The organism is Rhodanobacter aciditrophus, from assembly GCF_050026795.1.
Taxonomy (GTDB): Bacteria; Pseudomonadota; Gammaproteobacteria; order Xanthomonadales; family Rhodanobacteraceae; genus Rhodanobacter_A.
On the sequence record NZ_JALBWP010000010.1, the window covers coordinates 632,203 to 658,525 of the forward strand.

Below are 26,323 nucleotides of genomic sequence, written 5' to 3' on the forward strand. Positions count from 1 at the left end.
GGTGATGACACATTCAGTTGGCAGTGATCAACGCGGTAATCTCGGAAACCTGATGCTGCACCAGTCTGGCATCGCCACGAGCCTCCACGTTGAGGCGGAGAAGAGGTTCCGTGTTGGAGCAGCGCAGGTTGAATCGCCATTGCCCGAAATCTGCGCTGACACCGTCGGCGTGATCCAAGATAGGGTCGAGTGGCGCATACCGACTCAGAACCCGATCCATTGCCGCTTTGGCGTCTTTCACCTTGAAGTTGATCTCGCCACTGCATGGATATGCCTGTATTCGGTCTTCGATCATGGCCGCAAGCGGTTGACCTGTGCCTGAAACCAGGCTTGCAACCAAGAGCCATGGAATCATGCCCGAATCGCAATAGGCGAAATCTCGAAAGTAGTGATGAGCACTCATCTCGCCGCCATAGACGGCGTTCTCGGTGCGCATACGGTCTTTGATGAAGGCATGGCCCGTCTTACTTTGAACGTGCTCACCGCCGGCCTGTTCGACCATGGCGATGGTGTTCCAAGTCAGGCGTGGATCATGGATGATCTTGGCTCCTGGATGCGAAGCCAGCAAAGATTTGGCCAGCAGGCCAACTAGGTAATAGCCTTCGATGAAGCGCCCTTGTGCGTCGAAGAAGAAGCAGCGGTCGAAGTCACCGTCCCATGCAATTCCAAAGTCGGCTCCATGGTTGCGCACCGCTTGTGCTGTCGCCTCGCGGTTTTCTGGCAGGAGCGGATTGGGAATGCCATGCGGGAAGCGGCCATCCGGTTCGTGTTGGATGCGCACGAACTCGAAGGGCAGGTGGGGCGCTAGCGCATCGATCACCAGCCCGGCGCCGCCATTGCCCGGGTTTGCCACGATCTTGAGTGGCTTGAGCGAAGCACGATCGACATAGCCAAGCAGGTGATCGATATAGGCACGCTTGTCGGTGTCCTGGACGATCTTGCCGCGTCCTCCCGCTTCCACAAACGTGCCGGCTGCAACAGCATCGCGGATGGTACACAGGCCCGAATCGCCACTGATGGGCCTCGATTGTTCGCGGACCAGCTTAAATCCATTGTAATCTATCGGGTTGTGGCTGGCGGTCACCATGATGCCGCCCGCCGCGCCCTGGTTTGTCGTCTGGAAGTAAACCTCTTCGGTGCCACACAGGCCGATATCGATGACGTCGCGCCCGCTTGCGATGATGCCGTCCGCCAGTGCTTCCTGCAGGGCGGTGCTGCTGAGGCGTACGTCGCGCCCGAGCACGATCGGGCCACGCCCTAGCAGCTGCGCTGTGGCGTTGCCGATGCGGCGCGCGAGATTCTCGTTCAATTCATCCGGAACTCGGCCGCGGATGTCGTATGCCTTGAAACTATTGAGATTCATGCTGGCGGCTTTTGCTTACAGTGCTTGCTCCAACTCCGGAATGATCTTGAACAGGTCCCCCACCAGGCCGAAGTCGGCCACTTCGAAGATCGGCGCCTCGCCATCCTTGTTGATCGCCACGATAGTGCCGGCGTCCTTGATGCCGGTGAGGTGCTGGATGGCGCCGGAGATGCCGATGGCCATGTACAGTTCCGGTGCGATGATCTTGCCGGTCTGCCCCACCTGCAGGTCGCTGGGTACGTAGCCGGCGTCCACGGCAGCGCGCGAGGCGCCCACGGCGGCGCCGATCTTGTCGGCCAGCTTGAAGATGATGTCGAAGTTCTCCTTGGAGCCCACGCCGCGGCCGCCGGAGACAACCTTGTTCGCGCTCTGCAGGTCGGGGCGGTCGCTCTTGCCCGATTGCAGACCGACGTAGCGGGTGTGGCTGGGCAGCGCCACATCGAGAGAAAGCGCCTCGACTGGGGCGCTGTTCGCGCCGGTCGCGGCGGCTGGCCACGACGCGGTGCGGATGGTAGCGACCACGCTGTGCGAAGGCTCGGCTTCGACGGTGACGATGGCGTTGCCGGCATAGATCGGCCGCTTGAAGCTGTGCGGGCCTTCCACGCTCATCACGTCGCTGACCTGGGCCACGCCGAGCAGCGCGGCCACGCGCGGCATGACGTCCTTGCCGAACGTTGTCGAGGGCGCGAACACGTGGCTGTAGCCGGCGGCGGCCTTGGCGATCTGCGGCGCCAGCACGGCGGCCAGCGGATGCGCGTTCTCGGCCCGCTCCACGGTGAGCACGCGGCTCACGCCGTCGATCTTCGCAGCTTCGGCGGCAATGCTGCCGACGTTGTGGGCCAGCACCAGCACGTCGATGGCTTCGGGCTTCACCGCGGCGGCTGCGCTCACGGCGCGCGCGGTGGAAGGGTTCAGCTTGCCGTCCAGGTGTTCGGCGATGACGAGGATCTTGCTCATGGAACGACTCTCCTGATGCCTGTGTTGGAGCACGCCTTGTGCGCGAGCTGTGCCTCCCGCCGGAGGACGGCGATCGCGCACGGAGGGCGCTCCTGTGGCGATACGTGGGTTACAGCAGGCCCTTCTGCTTCAGCGCCGCGACCAGCTCGGCCGCGTCCTTCACCATCACGCCCTTGCTGCGCTTGGGCGGCGCGGCGTAGTGGGTGGTCTTGAGGTGGTCGCCGCTGTCGACGCCCAGCGAGGCCAGCTCGACCACGTCGATCGGCTTGCTCTTGGCTTTCATGATGTCGGGCAGCTTGATGAAGCGCGGCTCGTTGAGGCGCAGGTCGCTGGTGACGACGGCGGGCAGCTCCACCTCAATGGTTTCGAGGCCGGCGTCCACTTCGCGAGTCACCGTGGCCTTGCCGTCGGCGATCTCGACCTTGCTGGCGAAGGTGGCCTGCGGGCGGTCCCACAGCGCGGCCAGCATCTGGCCGGTCTGGTTGGCGTCGTCGTCGATGGCCTGCTTGCCCAGGATCACCAGGCTCGGCTGTTCCTTCTCGACCAGCCTGAGGAAGGCGCGCGCGGCAGTCAGAGGCTGCACCGCGTCGGCAGTGGTGACATGGATGGCGCGGTTCGCGCCCATCGCCAGGCCGTTGCGCAGGTGCGCGGTAAGGTCGGCCGGGCCGATGCCCACCACCACCACTTCCTCGGCCAGACCCTTCTCGCGCAGGCGCAGGGCTTCTTCCAGGGCGATGTCGTCGAACGGGTTGGCGGAGAGCTTCACGCCGTCGGTCACCACGCCGGTACCGTCGGGTTTGACCTGGATGCGTACGTTGTAGTCCACGACACGCTTGTAGCCGACCAGTATCTTCATCAGCGGTTCCTTCGAGTTGCCAGGCGCCGGCAGGCGCAGCGAAACTCCGATTCTAACCTGAGTCGTCGTTCCGTGCGGGCGCGTATGGGCGAGCCTTTTCGCTTGAGGGTCAGGCGCGATGGCGTCCTCAATTGCTGGTTGCGGTTGCTCCAGGCGGCAGTACGCGAAGTAAGGCTGCTCGCGCGGCCTCGAAGGAAAAGTGTCGCCGCACATTATCCAGGCTTGCCTCGGAAAGTTGCAGCCAGAGTGCCTCGTTGTGATGGAGCCTAAGCACGGCGTCCGCGAAACGACGGCTATCGTCGGCGAGCAGTACGTCATGCCCGTGATCCAGCTGCATGCCTTCCACGGCGAGCGTGGTGGCCACCACGGGCAGGCCGTAGCTCATCGCCATATTGATCTTGCCCTTCACGCCTGCGCCAAAGCGCAGTGGCGCAAGTGCGACGCGGCAGCCGTCCATCCATGGCGCGAGTTCGGGTACCCGGCCATGGACGTGCACGCCGGGTCTGGCGAGGGCGGCACGCTGCGCTTCGGGAATATCGCCGATCAGGTGCAACGGGATGTCCGCCCGTTGTGCCCGGATCAGTGGGTAGATTTCTTCTACCAGCCAGTGCACGGCATCGATGTTGGGCGGATGGCCGAACCCCCCGACGAAAACTAGGCCGGAACGCGAAGCGAAGTCTGCCCGCCTGCCGAAGACCTCATGCACGTTCGAGAGCAGTTCGATCCGGGCATCCGGAACCTCCGCGGCCAGCAGCGAGCATTCGGCCGGACTGACCACGAAGCTGGTATCGCAGGAACGTATCAGTGCCAGTTCGCGCCGCTTCGATGCTTCGGCTTGGCGCAACAGGGCGGCGTTGCCTGCATGCTCGCCGGCGCGTCGTTCGCGCAGGAAATGCAGATCTACCGTGTCGAACAGAATCCTGGCCCGTGGCGCCAGCCGCCGCACCAGTTCCAGATGCGGGTGGGCCACGTAGTGGCGGCACAGCATGACCGCGTCGAGCGAGGAGCCTTCACGCTTCAGCCAGGTCGCCAGGGGCGGTGTCCAGGGTTTGCACAACACCCGCACGCCGAGGGTGCCAAGCAGGGCGATCTCGTGTGCGTCGGCACGGCGGTTGTCGGCCATAAAGGTGACGTGCCAGCCCAGTTCGCGCAGTAGCCGCATTATGTTGATCAGGCGCAGCGAGCCGGAATCGCGCGCCGGATCCGGAGCCAGCGCGTCGACGATCAGAATATGGCGGCGGCCGTTGTGGTGGATGGCTTGCGTCACCGGCGTGCGCGGCGTCGGCTGCTGCTGCAGGGCCCCCCGCCACTTCTCGGCAAACTTGGTCCGGTTGATGGCTTGGTATTGCTTGACGCCGGCAAACGGGTCCAGGCCTGAGCTGACGCCCTCGCAGTGCACCACCAGGCTGGCGGGTTGGTAGATCACACGCCGGCCGGCGGCGCGCACGGCGAACGCGAGGTCCATGTCCTCGCAATACGCCGGCGCGTAACGCGTATCGAAGCCGCCGACCTGCCGGAACAACCCGGCATCGATCATCAGCGAGGCGCCGGAGACATAGTCCACGTCGCGCCGATAGAGGAACAGTGGATCGTTGCGGTCCTCGAAGCGGCCGTAATTCCAGGCGCTGCCGTCTGCGTAGACGATACCGCCGGCTTCTTGCAGGCGGCCGTCCGGGTAGGCCAGCCGGCTGCCCGCCAGGCCGCAGCCGGCCTCTTCGGCGAAGCAATCGAGCAGGCGGTCCAGCCAACCTGGCATCACCTGGGTGTCGTTGTTGAGGAACAGCAGGAAGTCCCCACGGGCAGCTGCAGCCCCTGCGTTGCAACTGCCGATGAAGCCGAGGTTACGTTCGTTGCGCAGCAGGCGCAGTCCATCGACCTGCGCTAGGGTGGCGGCGCTGTCGTCCGGCGAGGCGTCGTCCACCACTATCACCTCGAACGGTGCCCGTGCGCCATAGCGTGCGATCGAGCGCAGGCAGGCGAGCGTATAGGGCAGCTTGCCATGGACGGGGACGATTACCGATACCCGCGGCCGTCCGGTGCAAGGCAAGGCGAGCGGCGCGAACTGGGCGTCCAGCGGCTCCAGTTGCCACGCGGAATCCACGAGCGGGCGCTGCCGGAATTCCTGTGTGATTCTCGAAGCCGTGCCGCGCAAGCCGCGTTGGGCCACGCTGCCGGAAAGCCGCTGCAGCAGGAAGTGCAGGCGTTTCAGGTGCCAACGCATCGTCACGGGGAAAGGGCTTCGACTGCAGGGGCGATGGACGAATCGGGCCTCACAGGTTCTGGTAATTCGGCCCCGAGCCGCCTTCCGGCGTGACCCAGGTGATGATCTGGTACGGGTCCTTGATGTCGCAGGTCTTGCAGTGCACGCAGTTGGCGGCGTTGATCTGCAGGCGCTTGCCGTGGGGGGCGGAGGCGTCTTCGACCATTTCGTAGACGTTGGCGGGGCAGAAGCGGGTGCAGGGGTTGTCGTATTCCTCGACGCAGCGGGTGGCGCAGATGTCGGTGTCGGCCACCTTGAGGTGGACGGGCTGGTCCTCGTCGTGCTCGGTGGCGGCGAAATAGACGCCGGCCAGGCGGTCGCGCGGCGGCAGGGTGCGCTGCACGTAGTCGCGCTTCGGTTCCTCGCATTCGCCGAGCTTGTGCAGGCTGGACCAGTCGGGTTTGTTCTTCAGCGTCCACGGCGAGCGGCCGCCGAGCGCGGTTTCCCAGGCGGCGTTGAACATGCCGAACCACAGGCCCTTCTTGAAGCCGGGCTTGATGTTGCGCACCTTCTTCAGTTCGGCCATCGCCGCGGAGCTGCGCAGCTTCGCGTCGAAGCCGGCGGCATCCAGGCCGCTGCCGGCGAGGTGCTCGGCGGCGAGCATGCCGCTGCGGATCGCCTGGTGCGTGCCCTTGATCTTGGGCACGTTGAGCAGGCCGGCGGTGTCGCCGATCAGGATCGCGCCGGGCATCTCGCACTTCGGCAGCGACTGCCAGCCGCCGGTGACGATGGCGCGCGCGCCGGCGGAAAGGATGCTGCCGCCTTCCAGCAGCCCCTTCACGTGCGGGTGGCTCTTCCACTGCTGGAAGGCTTCCCACGGCTGGTAGCACGGGTCGCTGTAGTCCAGCCCGCTGACGTAGCCCAGGGCGACGCGGTCCTTGTCCAGGTGATAGAGGAAGCTGCCGCCGTAGGTGCGGTTGTCGGCGGGCCAGCCGACGCTGTGCACGATCTTGCCGGGCACCACGCGGCCGGCGGGCACCTGCCACAGCTCCTTGATGCCGATCGAGTAGCCCTGCGGGTCGCTGTCCCTGTCGAGCTGGAAGCGCTTGATCAGCTGCTTGGTGAGGCTGCCGCGTGCGCCCTCGGCGAGCACGGTGACCCTGGCCTTGATGTCGATGCCCTGGGTGTAGCCGCTCTTGTGCGAGCCGTCCTTCGCCACGCCCATGTCGCCGATGCGCACGCCGGCGACGGAGCCGTCCTCGTTGTAGATGTTGTCGGCGGCGGCGAAGCCGGGGAACACGTCCACGCCCAGCGCCTCGGCCTGCGGCGCCAGCCACGCGCACATGGCGCCCAGCGAGACGATGAAGTTGCCGTGGTTCCGCATGCCCGGCGGCACCGGGAGCCTGCGGCCGCCGGTCTTGCTCAGCAGCCAGAATTCGTCCTCGGCGGCAGGCACGCAGACCGGCGGCGGGTTGTCGCGCCAGCCAGGGAGCAGCGCGTCGAGCGGCTGGGGCTCGATCACCGCGCCGGAAAGGATCTGCGCGCCGATGGTGGACGCCTTCTCGATCACGCACACCGTGGTGTCAGGCAGGAGTTGCTTCAGGCGGATCGCGAACGACAGCCCGGCCGGGCCGGCGCCGACCACGACGACGTCGTATTCCATGGTTTCGCGTTCGCTCATCGCGGACTCCGGCAGGCTGATGTGGACCGTCGCGGCGTTGGCCGGCGCGGCACGTCGAATGCGCTATTGTCCGATTTCGCGTCCTGCGCGGCAAACCCGGGGCGGGCTTGCGCAAGCGTCACGTGTGATGGCGATAATCCGCCCACGCCATTGAAGAGTGCGGCCAAGGATGGCCGCTTCTCGATCTTCGCGTTCATGGACGAGCGCATCTGAGAGCCTGTTTATGATCTCCACATGGTCCGCGTTGCCTTGCCGTGGTCGTCAGGTGGTGGTGCGTGGCGCAGCGCCTGTCTGGCTGGCAGGTCAAGCCGCGCGCTGCCGCATGGCGGCCACGGCAAGGCAACCCGAAGGGCCGGGTCTGTTTGCCCGCATACCTGCGTCATCACTCAGTCGTGGACGGACATCCACTCCTTCGTTCTTCCTTGGCCTGCGCGCAAACAGCTCCCGGCGCGGACCATGTGGAGGTCATAAACAGGCTCTTAAGGAATGCCGATGAGCTCGCTGCCGCCGATCACCGACCTGGACCTGCGCCGCGCCACCGTGTGCCAGCTGCTGCACTGGATGGCCACCGGACGCACCAATCCGCAGGCGCTGGCCGAGGCGATCCAGGAGGCGATCGAGCGCATCAATCCGCAACTGAACGCCTACGTCGGCCTGAGCCCCGTCTTGCTGCAGGAGCAGGCACGCACGGCCGGGCACCGCCGCCGCGACGGCGTGATCGGCCGGCTCGACGGCATCCCGGTGGCGATCAAGGACAACCTCGACATCGCCGGCTGGCCCACCCGCGCCGGCCTGCCGGGGCGCGAACAGCCGGCGGTGGACGACGCACACGTGGTGGCGCGGCTGCGCGCCTCGGGCGCAGTGCTGGTCGGCAAGACCAACATGGACGAGGGCGCGCTGGGGGCGGCCACCGACAACCCGCACTACGGCCCCACCCACAATCCGTGGAAGCACGGTCATAGCGCGGGCGGTTCCTCCGGCGGCTCCGCGGCCGCGGTGGCCGCGGGCCTGGCCGCGGCCGCGGTGGGCTCGGACAGCCTCGGTTCGATCCGCATTCCCGCGAGCTATTGCGGCGTGTACGCGCTCAAGCCCACCCACGGCGAGATCTCCGCGCGTGGCCTGGTGCCGGCGGCGCGGCGGCTCGATGCGGTGGGCCTGCTCGCGCGCAGCGTGGCCGACCTCACCGTGCTGCTGCAGGTGCTGGCGGGCTACGACGCCGACGACGCCCGCTCGCGCCGGCGCCGGGTCGCGTTCGCGTTGCCGGACTGGGAGCCGGGCAAGCTCCGCAGCGGCCTGCTGCCGGACCTGGCCGCGGTGGGCGTGGAGCCCGAGGTGGCGACGCTGTTCGGGGCGGCGGTGGCGAAGCTCGCCCACGCGCTCGGCGAGCGCCGCACGGTGGACTTCGCCGACTGGGATTTCGCGCGCACGCGCCGCGCCGGCCTGCTGCTGATGGAAGCCGAGATGCTGGGCACCTTCGCCGCGGACCTGGCCGATACCGCGCACCCGGTGTCGCCGCGCTTCCGCGAACTGCTGGCCTATGCCGAGCACAAGAGCGCGGCCGACTACGCGAAGGCCGACCGCGTGCTCGACGCGGCGACGCTGAAGATGCGCCGGCTGTTCGCGCAGATCGACGTGCTGGTGCTGCCCACCACGCCGCAGGGCGCGTTCCCGCTGGGCGGCCCGGTGCCGGACAGCCAGGCCGACCTCACCAGCTTCGCCAGCCTCGCCGGCTGCCCCGCGGTGAGCATCCCGATGGGCACGCTGTCGAGCGGCCTGCCGGTGGGCCTGCAGCTGGTGGGCGCCCGCGGCTCGGACCTGCGCCTGCTGGAACTGGCCGCGGCGTGTTCGGCCACGCTGGATGCCGACCCGGCCTACCCGTCGATCGTCTGAGGGGCGGCCAACAGCCGCATATGCTGGGCGTGGACTGAACGCCGTTGCCCGGTTATTTCGGGCACGGACCGGGGATCGCGTAACATCGGCGGTCCAGCACCGCGCTTGCGCGGACGCACCAGGTCGGTCACGGTTCCGGGCATGAGCAAAGACATCGCGCAGGCGGCTTCCCACCTCGACGAACTCGAGGCGGAGAGCATCCACATCTTCCGCGAGGTGGCGGCCAGCTTCCGCCGGCCGGTGATGCTGTATTCGATCGGCAAGGATTCCTCGGTGCTGCTGCACCTGCTGCGCAAGGCCTTCCATCCCGCCAGGCCGCCGTTTCCGCTGCTGCACGTGGACACCACCTGGAAGTTCCGCGAGATGATCGCGTTCCGCGACCGGGTGGCCGCCGCGGGCGACGTCGAGGTGCTGGTGCACGTCAACCAGGACGGCGTGCGCCAGGGCATCTCGCCGCTCATCCACGGCGCCACCGTGCACACCGACGTGATGAAGACCCAGGCGCTGAAGCAGGCGCTGGACCGGCACGGCTTCGACGCGGCGATCGGCGGCGCGCGCCGCGACGAGGAGAAGTCGCGCGCCAAGGAGCGCGTATTCTCGTTCCGCAACGCGCAGCACCGCTGGGACCCCAGGCACCAGCGCCCCGAGTTCTGGCACACGTACAACACGCAGATCCGCAAGGGCGAGAGCGTGCGCGTGTTCCCGCTCTCCAACTGGACCGAGATGGACGTGTGGCAGTACATCCGCCGCGAGGCGATCCCGGTGGTGCCGCTGTACTTCGCCAGGCCGCGCCCGGTGGTGGCGCGCGACGGCGCGCTGATCATGGTGGACGACGAGCGCTTCGTGCTGCGCGACGGCGAGCGGGTCGAGACGCGCATGGTGCGTTTCCGCACGCTGGGCTGCTACCCGCTCACCGGGGCGGTCGAATCCACGGCGACCACGCTGGACGAGATCATCGACGAGATGGCCGATTCGCGCAGTTCCGAGCGCCAGGGCCGGGTGATCGACCACGACCCGACTGCCTCGATGGAGCGCAAGAAGCAGGAGGGTTACTTCTGATGGACGCCGCAACCACCGGCCAGGGCCTGCTGCGCTTCATCACCTGCGGCAGCGTGGACGACGGCAAGAGCACGCTGCTCGGCCGCCTGCTGTACGACGCCGGCATGGTGCCGGACGACCAGCTCGCCGCGCTCCGGCGCGACAGCCAGCGCCTGCACGCCGACGCCGGCGACGCGCTGGACTTCGCGCTGCTCACCGACGGCCTCGACGCCGAGCGCGCGCAGGGCATCACCATCGACGTGGCCTACCGCTACTTCCATACCGCGCGCCGCCATTTCATCGTGGCCGACTGCCCGGGCCACGAGCAGTACACACGCAACATGGCCACCGGCGCCTCCAACGCCGAGCTGGCGGTGGTGCTGGTGGACGCACGCAAGGGCCTGCTGCCGCAGACCCGCCGGCACTCCTACATCTGCAGCCTGCTGGGCATCCGCCAGGTGGTGCTGGCGGTCAACAAGATGGACCTGGTGGGCTGCGACGAGCGCGTCTACCGCGAGATCACCGAGGCCTACCAGGCGCTCGCGCAGACGCTGGGCATCGCCAGGGTCGACTGCCTGCCGGTGATCGCGCCGGGCGGCGACAACGTGGGCGCGCGCTCCGCGCGCCTGCCGTGGTACCAGGGGCCGACCCTGCTGGAACTGCTGGAGGCGGCCGACGCCACGCCCGCCCGCGCCGCCGACTTCCGCATGCCGGTGCAGTGGGTGAACCGGCCCGACCATACCTTCCGCGGTTACGCCGGCACGATCTGCGGCGGCCGCGTGGCCAGGGGCGACGAGGTGGTGGTGCAGCCGGGCGTGCAGCGCGCACGCATCACGCGCATCGTCACCGCCGACGGCGACCTCAACAGCGCCGGCGAAGGGCAGGCGGTGACGCTGTGCCTGGACCGCGAGCTGGACGCCAGCCGCGGCGACGTGATCGCCGACGCGCTGCGCCCCGCGCCGGTGGCCGACCAGTTCGCCTGCCACCTGGTGTGGCTGGGCGACAACGCGCTGCTGCCCAATCGCACCTACTGGCTGAAGATCGGCATGCGCACGGTCAATGCGCGCGTGATGTCGATCAAGCACAAGGTGGACGTGAACACCCAGGCCAGGCTCGCCGCGCGCCACCTCTCGCTCAACGAGGTGGGCTACTGCACGGTAGGCCTGGACGAGGCGATCGCGTTCGAGCCCTACGCCACCAACCGCACGCTGGGCGGCTTCATCCTGATCGATCGCCAGAGCAACGCCACCGTGGCCTGCGGCATGATCGACTTCGCGCTGACGCGCTCCGCCAACGTGCACTGGCAGCACGTGGACGTGGACAAGGCGGTGCGCGGCGCCGGCATGGGGCAGAGGCCGCTGTGCCTGTGGTTCACCGGCCTGTCCGGCGCCGGCAAGTCCACCATCGCGAACCTGGTGGAGAAGCGCCTGCACGCGCTGGGCCACCACACCTACCTGCTGGACGGCGACAACGTGCGCCACGGCATCAACAAGGACCTGGGCTTCACCCCCGAGGACCGCGTGGAAAACATCCGCCGCATCGGCGAGGTGGCGCACCTGATGGTGGACGCGGGCCTGATCGTGCTGGTCAGCGCGATCTCGCCCTACCGCAGCGAGCGGCGCTCGGTGCGCGAGCTGTTCGACGACGGCGAGTTCATCGAGGTGTTCGTGGATACGCCGCTGGCCGAATGCGAGCAGCGCGATCCCAAGGGCCTGTACCGCAAGGCGCGCGCCGGCGAGATCCGCAACTTCACCGGCATCGACGCACCGTACGAGCAACCCGAATCGCCCGAGGTGCACCTGCAGACCGCCGGCCTGCGCGCCGAGCAGTTGGCCGAACAGCTGACCGCGCAACTGCTGGAGCGCATCGGCCTGCCGGCCCACGACGATGGCCGCGGCGACTGACGCGTCGGGCGGCTGGCAGCGCCTCGCGCTGCCGGGTGCCGACGTGGCGCTGTGGCCGCAGTGGCTGGCGCCGGGCGAAGCCGACCCTCTGTTTGCCGAACTTGCGTCGGCCATCGCCTGGGAAAACCATCGCATCCGCCTGTTCGGCCGCGAAGTCGCTTCACCCCGTCTGAGCTGCTGGATCGGCGATCCCGGCGCGATCTACACCTACTCGCGCAGCCGCTTCGAGCCGCGGCCCTGGCCCGCCGTGCTGCAGTTGCTGCGCGGGCGCGTCGAGCAGACCTGCGGCGCGCGCTTCAACAGCGTGCTGGCCAACCTCTACCGCGACGGCAACGATGCGATGGGCTGGCACAGCGACGACGAACCGGAGCTGGGCGAGCGGCCGGTGATCGCCTCGCTGAGCCTGGGCGCCGCGCGGCGCTTCCGCTTGCGTCGCCGCCGAGCGCGCGGCGAATCGCCGCAGCCGGGCGACCGGCTCGATCTGGTGCTGCCGCACGGCAGCCTGCTGCGCATGGCCGGCGATACCCAGCGGTTGTGCCAACACGAATTGCCGCGCGTGCGGCAACTGGCCCAGGCGCGGATCAACCTCACCTTCCGCCTGGTCGATACGCCGCCGGCTTGACGCCCTGCAGCGTGGCCAGCCGCTGGCGGGCAGGGGATAATGGGCGTCCATTCCGTCCCCAAGGCTGCCCTGCGATGACCGAGAAGACCGTACTCAACGCCACCCACCGCGCGCTGGGCGCGCGCATGGTCGATTTCGGCGGCTGGGACATGCCGATCAACTACGGTTCGCAGATCGAGGAGCACCACGCGGTACGCCGTGATGCCGGCATGTTCGACGTCTCGCACATGACCGTGATCGACCTGCATGGCGCGCGGGTGAAGGATTTCCTGCGCCACCTGCTGGCGAACAGCGTCGACAAGCTCAAGGTGCACGGCAAGGCGCTGTACTCGTGCATGCTGAACGAGCAGGGCGGCGTGATTGACGACCTGATCGTGTACTTCCTCGGCGAGGAGTTCTACCGCCTGGTGGTGAACGCCGCCACCCGCGCCAAGGACCTGGCCTGGATCGGGCAGCAGGCGCAGGCCTTCGGCGTCGAGGTGAAGGAGCGTCCCGAGTTCGCGATGATCGCGGTGCAGGGACCGAGCGCCCGCGCCCGGGTGATCGGCCTGTTGCACGAGGTGGACCGTGCGCGCATCGAGAAGCTCGGCAAGTTCGCCGCCGCCGCGGCGCAGGGGCCGCACGGCATGCCGCTGTTCGTGGCGCGCACCGGGTACACCGGCGAGGACGGCTTCGAGATCATCGTGCCGGCCGAGCATGCCGTGGCACTGTGGGAGGCCTTGGCCGCCGCGGGCGTGAAGCCCTGCGGCCTGGGCGCGCGCGACACGCTGCGTCTGGAAGCCGGCATGAACCTCTACGGCCAGGACATGGACGAGACCGTTTCGCCCTGGGAGGCCAACCTCGGCTGGACCATCGCGCTGGACGAAGGCCGCGACTTCATCGGCCGCAAGGTGCTGGAGGCGCAGAAGGCCGCCGGCGTGCCGCGCGTGATGGTCGGTCTGGTGCTGGACGAGAAGGGCGTGCTGCGCCATGGCCAGAAGGTGCGCACCGCGAACGGCGAGGGCGAGATCCTCTCCGGCAGCTTCGCGCCCACGCTGGAGAAGGCGGTGGCGTTCGCGCGCATCCCGGCCGGCGAACCGGGTGCGGTGCGCGTCGACATCCGTGGCCGCGAACTGCCGGTGCGCCTGGTGAAGTACCCGTTCGTGCGCGACGGCAAGGCCTGCGAAGGCATCTGAGCCTGATGCCGGGAGGGCGCCCCCTGCGCTTTCCCGGCTCTGCCCCCGGTGCCTGCCCACCGGGGCGGGTGATCCAGGCATGGATCACGTCGATTCCATCAGGCATCCCTGCGGCTAGAATGACCCCCTGTTCACCCACCCGACACTGGACCCGACCATGAGCGAGATTCCCGGCGACCTGAAGTTCAACAAATCCCACGAATGGGCCCGCGTCGAGGACGGCGGCCTGGTGCGCGTGGGTATCTCCGATCACGCCCAGGAGCAACTGGGCGACCTGGTGTACGTGGAGCTGCCGGAAATCGGATCCAGCGTCACCGCCGGCAATGCTGCCGCGGTGGTGGAGTCGGTGAAGGCCGCCTCGGACATCTACTCGCCGGTGTCCGGCGAAGTGGTGGAAGTCAACGAGCTGCTCAACGACAAGCCCGAGACGATCAACGAGGACGCCTACGGCGACGGCTGGATCTTCGCCGTGCGCATCAGCGACCGCGCCGAGCTGGATCAGCTGCTCGACGCCAGCGCCTACGAGGAGCTGGTGGAGAACGAGGACCACTGACCGTCCCCGTCTCCCGACGTGTCGAAGAACGGCCGCCTCGCGCGGCCGTTTTCGTTTCCGGCACGTGTCTTGCCGGTGCCGCAAATGGACGGCTGTTTGCTTCGTCGATGCGCGGCGGCAACGCGCTCGCCTTTCCCGCGATGGTGGTCACCGGGCATCGGGCGGCATCGTCGGGCCGGATGGATTCCCACCGCCGTCACCGGTCGCGGCGAGCTGCCGGAGGCGCGCGTTAGGCGCCCGTGCCGGGTGCCGAACGCCCGGGTGGAGGTCGTCCCGCGAAGAATCCGGTCGCGCCCCGTTCATCTCCGGGAAGCGCTGCCCTGAGGCAGGCGGATCGTTATCCCGTGCGCGGTGATCGCGTCGCGCGCCACTTGTCGCGGCGCGGTTGCTGCGAGTGGAAAACCCCTTTTTTCAGGCGCTTTTCATTGGCATCGCGGAAATTGGATGGAATGCACGTTTGGATGTCTATACATCCAAACGAAAACAGGCGGCGCATCCGGTTTCCGGCGTCGGCCGCGGGGACGGAACTCGTCCCCTGGCGAAACGGATTGATTTGTCGACCAAAATCCATTGACAGCTGAAATCTTACGGAATAGCTTTCGCCCAAGTTCACGGGGAACGGCAACATGGCGACACTGAAATACATCACGCCTTACATTGAGCACGGTGAGAAAGCGAATGCGGTACGCAAGATCACCGTTTCGATTCCGCTCCATGTATTGCGTATGCTGTCCGACCTGCGCACCGAACGTCAGGTGAAGAATCTGAGGCACGCCACCAACAGCGATTTGCTGGTCGAGGCGTTCCTCCATGCTTTTACTGGGCAACCACTGCCAACCGATGAGGAGCTGAGACGAACCATGGCCACTGCCAAGAAATCCGCTGCAAAGAAACCGGCTGCCAAGAAGGCCGCCAAGAAGACCACTGCCAAGAAGACCGCCGCCAAGAAGCCGGCCGTCAAGAAGGCTGCCGCGAAGAAGGCCGTCCGCAAGCCGGCGGCGAAGAAGGCTGCCGCCAAGAAGCCGGCGGCCGCGAAGAAGACCACCGCGAAGAAGGTCGCCAAGAAGCCGGCGGCGAAGAAGGCCGCTGCCAAGAAGCCTGCCGCCGCCAAGGTGGTGAAGGCCACCAAGACCAGCAAGACCGCCAAGAAGTAAGCACCACAACAACAAGCATCATCGACTTGTCTCCCCGCGGTGCCCAGCGCGGGGAGATCGATTCGGAAACTTCGTCCCGGCCCTGCCGGGACGTTTCGTTTTGAGAAGTGCGGCCATGGATGGCCGCCCGTTTGATCTTCGCGATCATGGACGATCGCATGAAATTTTGTGCGCCGGCCATGCCCTGGCGCGTTGCCCCGGGATCACGGCGCCCGCCCCGTTGCCGCGGAGCGCATCACAGCTTGCGACGAAGGTCCGCCCGATTTGCCCCCCCGGCGCAATGCGGTTACCTTTCGCACATCCGCGCCGCGGCGTAGTCCGGGGACTCGCCGCTCCTGGATGCACAGGGGGAAAAAGCGCGGGTATCTGTCGACACTCGGTGAGAGACCATGGATACCCGATATACACACATCGCGCGCCGTCGCGTGCGCGGGGCCGTCCGGCCCGTTGCCGTTGCCATCGTCGCCATCGTCGCTGCCCTTGCCGCCGCGGCTTGGCTGCTGATCATCCGCCCCTACCAGCAACAGATGCGCCTGGATTCCGGCGGCGTGCCCGCGGTGTCGGCGGCGGCGAAGGCACCCGCCGAGGCCGCGCCGGCCAACGTGCAGGCGATGGACGTCAACCAGTTGCTGGCCGAGGCCAGCAAGGCCCTGAAGGATCAGCGCCTGCTGGCGCCTGCGGGCAATAACGCGTTCGAGTTCTACCTGCGCGTGCTTGCCAAGCAGCCGGGCAACCCGGTGGCGACCAGCGCCCTGCGCGAGACCTTCCCGTATGCCGCCACGGATGCCGAGCAGGCGGTGAATTCGCGCGACTTCAACGAGGCGCAGCGCGAGATCGACCTGCTGGCCAAAGCCGATCCGGCGAACTACACGCTGACCATCCTGCGCTCCAAGCTCGATGCCCAGCGCAAGCTGGCCAACCAGCAGCAACAGCAGGCGGAGGACCAGCAGAAGGCCGCGCAGCTCGCCGCGCAAAAGGCCGCCGCCGAGAAGGAGCAGGCCGCGAAACAGGCCGAACAGCAGCAGGCGCAGCTGGCGGCCGAGCAGGCAAAGGCCAAACAGCAGGTCCAGCAGCAAGCCGCGGCGGCGGAGAAGACGCCGTCCGCTCCGACCGCGGTCGCCAGCGTCCCGACCAGCGACGCCGTGCTGCTCAATTCGGTGAGGGCGAACTATCCCACCGCTGCCCTGCGTGCGGGCCAGAGCGGCTGGGTGGTGGTCGGTTTCACGGTCACGCCGGAAGGCCGCACCAGGGACGTGCACGTGGTCGATGCGCAGCCGCGTCACCTGTTCGATCGCGCCGCCATGGAGGCGGTGAGCCGCTACCGCTTCAAGCCGGCGATGCGCGACGGTGTCGCGGTGGCGAGCACCAAGCAGCAGAAGATCGAGTTCAGCACCGGGCGCTGACCGGTCATCGGACCGCAGCTCACGCAGACGAAGACGGCGCATGCATCGCATGCGCCGTCTTCGTCTGGCCGGGTCGCCAACGGTGCGCTTCGGGGCCGGTGAAGAATCCGCACTCCACGGAGTTTTCGGTCGGGCCGAGAGGCCGGAAACCTGCCTCTCAGTGGCGGCGATGCGGGCGCGCCTTGCGTGCGGGCCGGAACCTGGCCGCCGCCTTCGCCGGTTCCGGGCTTTCCACGCCGGCCCAGTCCACGTGGGGCAGGCCGAGCAGGCTGTCGAACACCATCGGCATCAGACCGCTGGGCATCGCCCCGGCGGAATTCCACAGGGTGACCACGCCGGCGCGGTACTTCGGGAAGAAGCCGATCATGGTGCGGTAACCGGCCACTGCGCCGGCATGGTAGATCAGCGTTTCGCCGGCGTAGGTGTAGACGCGCCAGCCCAGCGCGTAATAGGCGGCCGAGAGCCGCGCGCGCCGCCACGGCGTGGCGCGCAATTCGGTCGGCGTGCTGACCGCGGGTGCGTGCAGCACGTCGAGCAGCGAGGCGGGCAGCACGTCCTGGCGGCCGTCCATCTGCGCAATCAGCCACTGTTCCATGTCGCGGATGCTGGCGTTCACACCGGCCGCCGGCGCGACGCGGTAATAGATCTCGTTGGGTTCGAACGGGATCCAGCTGTGGTTCGGACCGGGGCGGTGCGGGCGCGCCCAGCTCGGGCTGGATTCCAGTCCGGAGCGTCCGTAGCTGGCGGTCTGCATGTCCAGCGGATGGAACAGGCGCTGGTCGACGAGGCGGGCGAAGAAGTTGCCGGTGCGCGCGAACAGCACGTCGCCGATCATGCTGAACGCCACGTTCTGGTAGCCGTAGCACTGGCCCGGGGCACAGGTGTTGTCGACCTCGTCCAGCTTGCGCACCAGCTCCTGGTAGGGCTCGTCGTCTTCGAGCAGGTTGTCGTAGGTGTTGTGCGGCAGGCCCAGCCGCTGGCCGAGGATGTCGGCCACGGTGGCCTGGTCGGCGGACTGCATGTCCTTGAGCTTGAAGTAGGGCAGCACATCGACCAGCTTCATGTCCCAGCGCAGCTTGCCGCCATCCACCAGCAGGCCGGTGACCGCGGTGGCGAACGCCTTGGAGAGCGAGGCCAGCCGGAACACGGTGGTGGGCGTCACCGGCGCCCGGGTGGCGGCATCGGCGTAACCCTGGGTGTGCTCGAACACCACCTTGTCGTCGACCACCACCGCCGTGGCCAGACCGGCGGCGCCGTGGCGCGCGTCGAGTTCGTCCAGCCAGCGCCGGTAGTCGGCGAGCGTGGCCTCGATGCGCGCTTCCGGCAGTTCCGCCGAGGCGGCGTGCGTGCCGGCGGGCGGCAGGGAGCCGGTCCGGTCCGCCGCTGCGGCGGGCAGGCTGGTGCAGGTCAGGCCGAGGGTGCACGCCAGGGCGATGGGCAGGTGTCGGAACCGCATGTTCTTCGAAAGGCTGGTCGACGCATTGAACGCCGGGGACGGAGCGCGCCGCAGGCACATGCCTGGCCGCGCGCACGCGCCGATTCTCCGGCACTTTGCGCGACGGGACAACGCGGCCGCGCGTGCGCGGATCCGCCGGCGATGCCGTGGCTGCGGATCGCCGGTGAGGGAGCGACTGCACGGGGCGTGCTAGCCTTGCAGCCCCCCGGGCCCTGCCCGTGCTGGATGTCCCCGTGAATCCGACCCGTGCCGCCGCGACCCGAGAGGGCGCCGAACCCGCGCTGTCCGCGCTGGCGTTCTTCTTCGTGCTCACGTCGTATTACATCGTGCGGCCGGTGCGCGACCAGTTGAGCGGCGCGGTGGGGTCGTCGCAGCTGCCGCTGTTCTACGCCGCCACCTTCGTGGCGATGCTGCTGCTGACCCCGGTGTTCGGCGCGATGGTGGCGCGCTTCCCGCGCCGCCGCCTGCTGGGCTGGAGCTACAGTTTCTTCATCGCCTGCCTGCTTGCTTTCGTGCCGGCGTTCCTGGCCCAGGCGCAGATAGGCGCGCGTCTGCTCGGGGTGGTGTTCTTCGTCTGGGTCAGCGTGTTCAACCTGTTCGTGGTGTCGCTGTTCTGGAGTTTCATGGCCGACATCTTCGACAGCGCGAGGGCGCGGCACATATTCCCGCTCATCGCGCTGGGCGGCATGGCCGGCGCGGTGTTCGGGCCGGCGGTGACCAGCCTGCTGGTGGGGCTGCTGGGCGTGGCGCCGCTGCTGGTGGTGTCTGCGCTGATGCTGGGCATGGCGTTGGTGTTGCTGCTGCGGCTGTCGGTGCGCAACAGCGCCGGCGGCACGCATGGCGAAGATGCCATCGGCGGTTCGCTGTGGGCGGGTGTGCGTGAGCTGTGGTCGCGGCCGTTCCTGCGCTACATGGCGATCCTGATGGTGCTGGGCGACGGTATCGGCACGCTGGCCTACGCCCTGGTGGCCGACTATGCCAAGGCCCACTTCGTCACCAGTGCGGCGCGCACCGCGTTCTACGCCCACATGGACCTGGCGGTGAACATCCTCGGCGCAATGCTGCAGCTCACCCTGACCCGTTGGCTGCTGATCCGCCGCGGCGCCGGCTGGGGGCTGGTGCTGCCGGCGCTGGTGAACGTGGCGCTGCTGCTGATGGTGATGCTGGGTGGCCACGCCACGCTGTCGATGCTGGGCGCGGCGGTTACCCCGCTGGTGGCGGTGATGATGGTGATGTCGCGCGGCTTCGCCTACGGCATGACCAAGCCGGCGGTGGACGCGCTGTACACCCGCGTGCCGCGCGAGACGCGCTACAAGGGCAAGAATTTCGTCGAGACCGCGGTGTGGCGCTTCGGCGACCTGCTGGTGACCAGTGGCGTCAGTGGATTGGGCAAGCTCGGCGTCGGCGTGGCCGGCATGGCCCTGATCGGCGCCATGGTGTCCAGCGCGTCGGTGTGGGTGGCGCAGCGGGCCGGGCATTCGCCGGACCTGCTGCCGGAGGATCGTCCGCTCCCGCCCGGGCCTGCCGCCGCGTCGCGCACGACCTGAGGCTTCATCCGGTGATGTAGCGCTCCAGGTGCTCGATCTGTTCGGCCTGGGCATCGATCACCGCCTTCACCAGGTCGCCGATCGAGATGATGCCGATCACCTTGCCGTCCTCGATCACCGGCAGGTGGCGCACGCGGCTGTCGGTGCACAGGCGCATGCAGTCGAGCACGTCGGTCTGCGGCCCCACTGTGAGCGGGTCGCCGCGCATGATGTCGGCCACCGCGGTCTGCGCCGAGGAGCGGCCCTGCAGGATCACCTTGCGCGCGTAGTCGCGCTCGGACACCACGCCCAGCAGTTGCTCGCCGCGCATCACCAGCAGCGCACCGATGCGGTGTTCGGCCATCAGCTTGATCGCTTCCAGCACGGGCGCGTCCGGCGCGATGGTGTAGATGGGGCCACCCTTGCCTTCCAGCAGATGCCTGACCTGACGCATGCCGAGGACCTCCGGTTGAGCCCGCGGACGGGGCGGAATCAGTCTAGCGCCGGCGTTCGCGGCGGGTGTAGCGGGATCGTGAAGCGCCATCTCGAAAAGGGCGGCCGGGGATGGCTTCCCGTTCGACTCTCGCGATCGCGGACGGTCGCAAAGGCCAAGCGGAAGTGCGGCCAGCGATGGCCGCCCGCCTGACTTCCGCGGTCACGGGCGACCGCAACGCTCAACGCTTCCCGATGTAGGACGGCCCGCCGAGCTGGCGCATCTGGCGCTCGATCCAGTCCGCGCGGCGCAGTACGTAGGCGCTCGGGCGATCGGCATGCATGCGCCGCGGACTGGGCAGCACCGCGGCCAGCCGCGCCGCCTGCGCGGGCGTGAGGCGCGAGGGCGGTTCATGGAAATAGATCTCGCTGGCCGCGCCCACGCCATAGATGCCGTCGCCCAGCTCGGCGATGTTCATGTACACCTCGAGGATGCGCCGCTTCGGCCAGGTCAGTTCGAGCAGCACCGTGAAATACGCCTCCAGCCCCTTGCGCACGAAGCTGCGGCCGTTCCACAGGAACAGGTTCTTCGCGGTCTGCTGGCTGATCGTGCTGGCGCCGCGCAGGCGTGCGCCGTCGTCGGCCGCGTCGATCGCCTCGTGGATGGAGTCGAAGTCGAAGCCGTGGTGGTACGGGAACTTCTGGTCCTCGCCGGCCACCATCGCCAACGGAGCCCAGGGCGACACCTGCGACCATGGCACCCAGTGCTGGCGCAGGCGGAAGCCGCGCTCGCCGTGCACCCATGCGCCGACGTGCCGCTCCAGCATCACCGCCGAAGTGACGGGCGGCACGAAGCGCAGCATCAGCACCGCCAGCCAGGTGAGTGCCAGCCAGGCCAGCGCGGCGAATGCGACCCAGCGAGACAGGCGGCGGAAGAACGGACGACGGGACATGGCAGGCGGATGGCGGCAATCCGCGGCAGTATAGGCGCCGACCATTGCACAGGGGCCAACCGTCCCCATCTGGCCGGGATTGGCTTGCGAGGTGATTGCGTGGAAACCGTACTGGTCGAAGATGTGCTGCACCGCTTCCTGCTCGAACGCGCCGGCGTGCGCGGCGCGCTGGTGCGGCTGGGGCCGGCATGGCGCGAGGTGGCCGGCCGCGCCGATTACCCGGTCGACGTGCGCGGGCTGCTGGGCGAGGCGCTGGCGGCGAGCGCGCTGCTGACCGCCAACATCAAGCTCGACGGCGAGCTGTCGGTGCAGCTGAAGAGCGCTGGCGCCTTGCGCCTGCTGTTCGCCGAATGCACCGACCAGGGCCGCCTGCGCGGCCTGGCGCGCTGGGAGCCGCCGCTGCCGCAGCCGTTGTCGCTCGATGCGCTGCCGCAGGCGGTGATGGCCATCACCATCGGCAACGTGGAGCGCGGACGGCGCTACCAGGGGCTGGTGGAGCTGCGCGCCGCAAGCCTGGCGGGTGTGCTGGAGAACTACTTCGCCCAGTCCGAGCAGCTGCCTGCGCGCCTGGTGCTGGCCGCCGACGGCGAGCACGCGGTGGGCCTGATGTTGCAGAAGCTGCCCGACGAGGGCGGCCACGGCGCGGCCCAGGACGAGGACGCGTGGACGCGGGTGATGCACCTCACCGCCACGCTGGGTGCGGCAGAGATGCTGGCCACCACGCCGGAACAGTTGCTTTACCGGCTGTACCACGAGGAATCCGTGCGCCTGTTCGGGCCGCGGCCGCTGGCGTTCGGCTGCAGCTGTTCGCGCGAGCGGGTGGCGGCGATGCTGCGCTCGCTGGGCCGCGACGAGGTCGAGGCGACGCTGGACGCGCAGGACGGCCGGATCGAGGTGAGCTGCGAATTCTGCGCGCAGCGCTATGCGTTCGACCGGGTCGACGCGGAGCTCCTGCTGCGGGATGCGGGCGGCGCGAGCGGCCCCGGCACGACGCAGTAGCGCCGGGCTTCGGCGGCCGGCACCAGGGGCCTGTTCCGGACCTCCGCGTGGCGGCCGCGGCAATGCAACGCGGGCTGCGTGGAGACATGGAACCGGGCCGTTACCACGGCAGGCGGTGTTCCGGGCGCAGCCAGTACTCGGCGGTCTGCGGCTGGGCGAACAGGAAACCCTGGCCGTAGCGGCAACCCACGTCGAGCAGCGCCTGCCGCTGCGGGGCCTGCTCGATGCCTTCGGCGATCACCTGCATGCCCAGCGAATCGGCCAGTACCTGGATCGCGCGGATCACCGCCATGCCCTGGCCCTGGCGGTCGTCGCCGAGTTCGGTGACGAAGGAGCGATCGATCTTCAGCGTGTCGAAGGGGTACTGGTGCAGGTAGCTCAGCGACGAGTAGCCGGTGCCGAAATCGTCGAGCGCGATGCCCACGCCCTGGTGGCGCAGGTTCTGCAGCATCTGCTGCACCTGGTTGGGGTTGTCCAGCAGGGTGCGTTCGATCACCTCGATGCGGATGCTGGACGGCGGCACGCGATGCTTTTCCAGCAGCGCCAGCAGGCGGGCGTCGAAGTCGGCGTAGCGGAAATGCAGGCCGGAAACGTTGATGCTGATGGTGCCCTTGCCGCCGACCAGCTGCGTGGCCTGGGCGCAGGCCTGCTCGAAGATCAGCCAGTCGATCGCCTCGGCGCAGCCGGTTTCCTCGGCGATCAGCAGGAAATCCTGGGGCAGCAACAGGCCCCGCTCGGGGTGGTTCCAGCGCAGCAGCGCCTCGTAGCCGGCGATGCGACCGTCGGCCAGCGACACGATCGGCTGGTAGAACGGCACGAACTCGCGACGGGTCAACGCGTGGCGCAGGTCGCTTTCCATGCGCAGCAGCGACAGCGCCTCGCGGCGCAGGCGGTCGTCGAACAGCGAGGCGCGGTGGCGGCCGCCGTCCTTGGCGTGGTACATCGCCGAGTCGGCGTCGCGCAGCAGCTCCTCGGGCTGGCGGTAGTGCGGGGCCGCCATCGTGATGCCGATCGAGGCGGAGGTGAAGATTTCGCGCGCGCCCAGCCGGAACGGTGTCTGCAGTTCGTTCAGCACATGCTCGGCGATGCGCTGCGCAGCGGCGGCGTCGGGCACGTGCTCCAGCAGCACGGCGAACTCGTCGCCGCCCAGCCGGGCCACCACGTCGCGGGTCTTCAGGCAGGCGCGGATACGGCCGCCGACCTGGAACAGCAGGTCGTCGCCGACCAGGTGGCCGACCGAATCGTTGATCACCTTGAAGCGGTCGAGATCGATGAACAGCACGGCGAACGGCTCGTGCGGGTGCGCCTGATAGCGCTGCATCGACTGCTCCAGCCGCTGCAGCAGCAGGGTGCGGTTGGGCAGGCCGGTGAGCGAGTCGTGCAGGGTCTCGTACTTCAGCCGGCGCTCGATGCGCTCGCGCTCGGCGATCTGCTCGCGCAGGTCGCGATTGGCCAGGCCCAGCGCACGGGTGCGCTCCACCACGCGGCGTTCGAGGCTGGCGTAGGCCTGCTTGAGTGTGGCGTCGGCGTGCTTGCGCTGCAGCGCGTTGGCGACGTGGTAGCTGACGAAAGTGAGCAGTTCCTGGTCGCGTTCGGTGTAAGTGTGCTCGGGCGAGTAACTCTGCACGGCGAGCACGCCGCGTACCTTGTCGCCCCAGATCAGCGGCACGCCGAGCCAGCACACCGAACGCGTGCCGAAGCGGGTGATCTCGCCGCTGGCGAACAGGCGGTCGATCGTCGCCGCATCGGCCAGCAGCGGCCGGCCGGTGCGCTGCACGTATTCGGTGGCGCCGCTGCCGTGGCTGCGCGGCGGGCGCTCGCTGTCCACCTCGTCCACCGAATAGGGGAACGTGATCAGCTCGTTCTCCTCGTCGCTGAGCGCGATGTAGAAGTTGCGCGCGTACAGCAGGCCGCCGATCACGCGGTGCACGGCGGGGTAGAAGTCCTCGAGGCTGTCGGTGGTGCTGGCCAGCTCGGCGATGCGGAACAGCGCCGCCTGCAGCCGCTCGCCGCGCTGGCGCTGCAGCACCTGCTGGCGCAGCACCCGGTTGGCCTCGCGCAGCGCGGTGGTGCGGTCGGCGACGCGGCGCTCCAGCTCCACGTGGGCGCTGCGCCGCTCGATCGCCGTCTGCACGTGCTGCGCCACGTAGCTCAGCAGGTCGAGGTCATGCCGGGTATAGCGCACGTTGGCGCGGTAGCTCTGCACCACGATGCAGCCGACGATCTGCCCCGCACGGAACAGCGGCACGCCTATGCAATGTTCGCAGCGTGGACCGTGCAGCCGGAATTGCCCGCCAAGCTCCTGCGCCAGTTCGTCGGCGGCGCCGAACAGCGGCCGGCCGTGGCGCAACAGGTTCCAGGTGATGCCGTGCAGCAGTTCGTGCAGCGGCACGCTGCTCTGGGGGGAAGGCGGATCGGTATCGAGGGTGTCGACGTAGTAAGGGAAGCGCACGCTGTCGCTGGCGGGTTCGTACAGCGCGATGTAGAAGTTCTCCGCGTACATCAGGCTGCTGACGATGGTGTGCAGCGAGCGCATCAGCGCGGGCATGTCGTGTTCGGCGCTGGCCTGCTCCGCGATCGCATAGAGCGCGCGCTGCAGGCGTTCGGCCAGTGCCAGCCGCGAGATCGCCTCATAGAGGCGGCTGGATTCGGCCAACTGGCGCAGGCGGGTATCGGCAAGCCGGCCCAGCCAGGCAAGCCTGTCGCGGGCGGCCTCGTCCACCGGTTCGTCGCGGCTCAGCGTGAGCACATGCTGGCGCTGGTTGTCTTCCGCCAGGTCGAGGTGCCAGCCGGCGGGCTCGGGGGGCGCAGCTTCCTGCGGGCGCCAGTGCAAGCGGCCGGCGATCCCGAATTCCTCCAGGATGCGTTCGCAGATTTCCAGCACGCTTGCGCTGTCGTGGGCCTTGAGCAGCTGCTCGATCGCCGCCGGCAGGCCCGCCTGGTCGCCTGCCGATGGCGGCAAAGGCGTGGGGCGCGGGGTGGAAGCTGCATTCATGGGGGAAGAGTCTGCCCGGCGGTCGGGAGGCGGCGTGACGCCCCTTATATCCTGCGGATGCTGGCGCCGCCAGCAGGAACCCGGCGGGGCGCGGGCCGGTCTGTCGAGAAGCCGGTCACAGGACGGCATCGATGGCTGTACCGAAGCCTTGTACCGGTGTTAGGTAAATGTAAAATGAGCTATACTTCAATCGCCAATACCGGCTGACATCCACCGAATCGGACCTGTCCACCCATGCGTCGCCTGCTTGCGCCATTGCTGCTGTGCCTGCTGCCGTTCGCGGCGGCCGGGCAGAGTGTGGGCAACGCCAGCGGCGAGCAGGCCGTGCAGCTGCTGAAGCAGCCGTCGGCGCAGGCTGCCGGGATGCAGCCGGGGCTGGAGGTGCCGTTGTGGCGTGGCACGGACGGCCGCCTGTTCGTGCTCAAGGCGGACAACCGCAGCGGCGTTCTGGCGCAGCGCGACACGCCGTTGTCCTTCCAGGCTGTCGACGCTTCCGGCGTGATGAGTGCGGGCCTGCAATATGGCCTGTCGCCGAACTGGCAGGCGCACGCCGATGTCAACCAGCATTCCTGGGTCAACAGCCCGATGCGCGTGGTCGGCAGCGAAGTGGGCGCCACCTATAACGACGGGCGCTACAGCCTCGGGGTGAGTGTCGGTACCAACAGCACGCCGAACAATCCCAGCTTGCCGCGTGTGTTGCCGGGCGTCGTCCCGGGCGTCGACGGCCTTTCCGCTTTCGACAGCAGCTCCCAGCTCAATGCGCGCGGGCGCCTGGCGCTGGGCAGCAAGAGTGGCATCGACGTCGGTGCCAGCGTCGGCCGCATCCATCTGCTGCCGGGCAACCTGCTGGGCATCAGCACGCTGGACCAGAAGGCGGTCAGCTTCGGCGTCGACCATGGCCCGGTCAGCGGCACCATCATCGGTCGCACCATGCAGCCGCTGGCTGGCGTGCCGGGTAACGGCTACGCCCCCGATCGACGCTGGAACAGCATCGACCTCGGCGTGACCTGGCGCTTGCCGTGGCAGGGCTCGCTGAGCGTCGGCGCGCAGAACCTGTGGTCCTCGGGCGCGCCGGCGAACACGCCGATGGGGCCCGAGCCGGACCAGTCGCGCACGCCCTACGTGCAATACCACCAGGATCTCTGATCCGCGACTTGCTCGTGCAG

The 26,323-nt window shown here is 68.3% G+C and carries 20 protein-coding genes; 11 read left to right on the forward strand and 9 right to left on the reverse strand.

Features of this window, described 5'->3' with window-relative positions:
• Positions 1-13: 13 nt before the first annotated feature.
• From ACQGNW_RS07630 to ACQGNW_RS07650, 5 genes are all read right to left on the reverse strand, one after another.
• Positions 14-1,363 carry a phosphohexomutase domain-containing protein gene (locus tag ACQGNW_RS07630; protein ID WP_426662536.1) on the reverse strand — a complete coding sequence of 450 codons (1,350 nt, stop codon included), beginning with the start codon at positions 1,361-1,363 and terminating at the stop codon, positions 14-16.
• Between the two features lie 15 nt (positions 1,364-1,378).
• Positions 1,379-2,320: an electron transfer flavoprotein subunit alpha/FixB family protein gene (locus ACQGNW_RS07635; protein ID WP_426662537.1), complete on the reverse strand. Its 942-nt coding sequence runs from the start codon at positions 2,318-2,320 to the stop codon at positions 1,379-1,381.
• Positions 2,321-2,429: 109 nt separating this feature from the next.
• Positions 2,430-3,176, reverse strand: a complete 747-nt coding sequence (locus tag ACQGNW_RS07640) for an electron transfer flavoprotein subunit beta/FixA family protein (protein WP_426662538.1) — start codon at positions 3,174-3,176, stop codon at positions 2,430-2,432.
• Positions 3,177-3,303: 127 nt separating this feature from the next.
• Positions 3,304-5,397 (reverse strand): glycosyltransferase, encoded by a 2,094-nt coding sequence (locus ACQGNW_RS07645; RefSeq protein WP_426662740.1) that lies wholly within the window; start codon positions 5,395-5,397, stop codon positions 3,304-3,306.
• Between the two features lie 49 nt (positions 5,398-5,446).
• The gene (locus ACQGNW_RS07650) at positions 5,447-7,057 is read right to left on the reverse strand and encodes an electron transfer flavoprotein-ubiquinone oxidoreductase (protein WP_426662539.1); all 1,611 of its coding nucleotides are present in this window, start codon (positions 7,055-7,057) and stop codon (positions 5,447-5,449) included.
• Positions 7,058-7,549: 492 nt separating this feature from the next.
• Between ACQGNW_RS07650 and ACQGNW_RS07655 the strand changes: the two genes are divergently transcribed.
• From ACQGNW_RS07655 to ACQGNW_RS07690, 8 genes are all read left to right on the forward strand, one after another.
• The gene (locus ACQGNW_RS07655; protein WP_426662540.1) at positions 7,550-8,947 is read left to right on the forward strand and encodes an amidase; all 1,398 of its coding nucleotides are present in this window, start codon (positions 7,550-7,552) and stop codon (positions 8,945-8,947) included.
• 141 nt (positions 8,948-9,088) lie between these two features.
• A complete protein-coding gene (gene cysD / locus ACQGNW_RS07660; RefSeq protein ID WP_426662541.1) occupies positions 9,089-10,006 on the forward strand; it encodes a sulfate adenylyltransferase subunit CysD in 918 nt (305 codons plus the stop codon).
• The gene (cysC, locus tag ACQGNW_RS07665) at positions 10,006-11,889 is read left to right on the forward strand and encodes an adenylyl-sulfate kinase (protein ID WP_426662542.1); all 1,884 of its coding nucleotides are present in this window, start codon (positions 10,006-10,008) and stop codon (positions 11,887-11,889) included. The genes cysD and cysC overlap by 1 nt, the downstream gene beginning before the upstream one ends.
• On the forward strand, positions 11,873-12,511 hold the full coding sequence (locus ACQGNW_RS07670; RefSeq protein WP_426662543.1) for an alpha-ketoglutarate-dependent dioxygenase AlkB family protein: 639 nt from the start codon (positions 11,873-11,875) through the stop codon (positions 12,509-12,511). The genes cysC and ACQGNW_RS07670 overlap by 17 nt, the downstream gene beginning before the upstream one ends.
• Positions 12,512-12,585: 74 nt before the next feature.
• Complete coding sequence (gcvT, locus tag ACQGNW_RS07675) at positions 12,586-13,686, forward strand: glycine cleavage system aminomethyltransferase GcvT (RefSeq protein ID WP_426662544.1); 1,101 nt, start codon at positions 12,586-12,588, stop codon at positions 13,684-13,686.
• 157 nt (positions 13,687-13,843) lie between these two features.
• The gene (gene gcvH / locus ACQGNW_RS07680; protein WP_426662546.1) at positions 13,844-14,239 is read left to right on the forward strand and encodes a glycine cleavage system protein GcvH; all 396 of its coding nucleotides are present in this window, start codon (positions 13,844-13,846) and stop codon (positions 14,237-14,239) included.
• Between the two features lie 626 nt (positions 14,240-14,865).
• Positions 14,866-15,393 carry a met regulon transcriptional regulator MetJ gene (gene metJ, locus ACQGNW_RS07685; RefSeq protein WP_426662547.1) on the forward strand — a complete coding sequence of 176 codons (528 nt, stop codon included), beginning with the start codon at positions 14,866-14,868 and terminating at the stop codon, positions 15,391-15,393.
• A 389-nt stretch (positions 15,394-15,782) separates the two neighbouring features.
• Positions 15,783-16,796: an energy transducer TonB gene (locus ACQGNW_RS07690; protein ID WP_426662548.1), complete on the forward strand. Its 1,014-nt coding sequence runs from the start codon at positions 15,783-15,785 to the stop codon at positions 16,794-16,796.
• Positions 16,797-16,953: 157 nt separating this feature from the next.
• Here ACQGNW_RS07690 and ACQGNW_RS07695 read toward each other — a convergent pair whose 3' ends face one another.
• Positions 16,954-18,252 (reverse strand): serine hydrolase domain-containing protein, encoded by a 1,299-nt coding sequence (locus tag ACQGNW_RS07695; RefSeq protein ID WP_426662549.1) that lies wholly within the window; start codon positions 18,250-18,252, stop codon positions 16,954-16,956.
• A 233-nt stretch (positions 18,253-18,485) separates the two neighbouring features.
• On the opposite strand from ACQGNW_RS07695, the gene ACQGNW_RS07700 reads away from it, so the two are divergent.
• Entirely contained in the window at positions 18,486-19,799 is a 1,314-nt protein-coding gene (locus ACQGNW_RS07700) for an NTP/NDP exchange transporter (RefSeq protein WP_426662550.1), read from the forward strand.
• Positions 19,800-19,803: 4 nt separating this feature from the next.
• Here ACQGNW_RS07700 and ACQGNW_RS07705 read toward each other — a convergent pair whose 3' ends face one another.
• Both ACQGNW_RS07705 and mtgA read right to left on the reverse strand, forming a co-directional pair.
• Positions 19,804-20,232, reverse strand: a complete 429-nt coding sequence (locus tag ACQGNW_RS07705; RefSeq protein WP_426662551.1) for a CBS domain-containing protein — start codon at positions 20,230-20,232, stop codon at positions 19,804-19,806.
• A gap of 220 nt (positions 20,233-20,452) precedes the next feature.
• A complete protein-coding gene (mtgA, locus tag ACQGNW_RS07710; RefSeq protein ID WP_426662552.1) occupies positions 20,453-21,163 on the reverse strand; it encodes a monofunctional biosynthetic peptidoglycan transglycosylase in 711 nt (236 codons plus the stop codon).
• 99 nt (positions 21,164-21,262) lie between these two features.
• On the opposite strand from mtgA, the gene hslO reads away from it, so the two are divergent.
• Positions 21,263-22,162 (forward strand): Hsp33 family molecular chaperone HslO, encoded by a 900-nt coding sequence (gene hslO / locus ACQGNW_RS07715; protein WP_426662553.1) that lies wholly within the window; start codon positions 21,263-21,265, stop codon positions 22,160-22,162.
• A 100-nt stretch (positions 22,163-22,262) separates the two neighbouring features.
• Here hslO and ACQGNW_RS07720 read toward each other — a convergent pair whose 3' ends face one another.
• Positions 22,263-25,157: a bifunctional diguanylate cyclase/phosphodiesterase gene (locus ACQGNW_RS07720; protein ID WP_426662554.1), complete on the reverse strand. Its 2,895-nt coding sequence runs from the start codon at positions 25,155-25,157 to the stop codon at positions 22,263-22,265.
• Positions 25,158-25,391: 234 nt separating this feature from the next.
• On the opposite strand from ACQGNW_RS07720, the gene ACQGNW_RS07725 reads away from it, so the two are divergent.
• Complete coding sequence (locus ACQGNW_RS07725; RefSeq protein WP_426662555.1) at positions 25,392-26,303, forward strand: hypothetical protein; 912 nt, start codon at positions 25,392-25,394, stop codon at positions 26,301-26,303.
• Positions 26,304-26,323 lie beyond the last annotated feature (20 nt).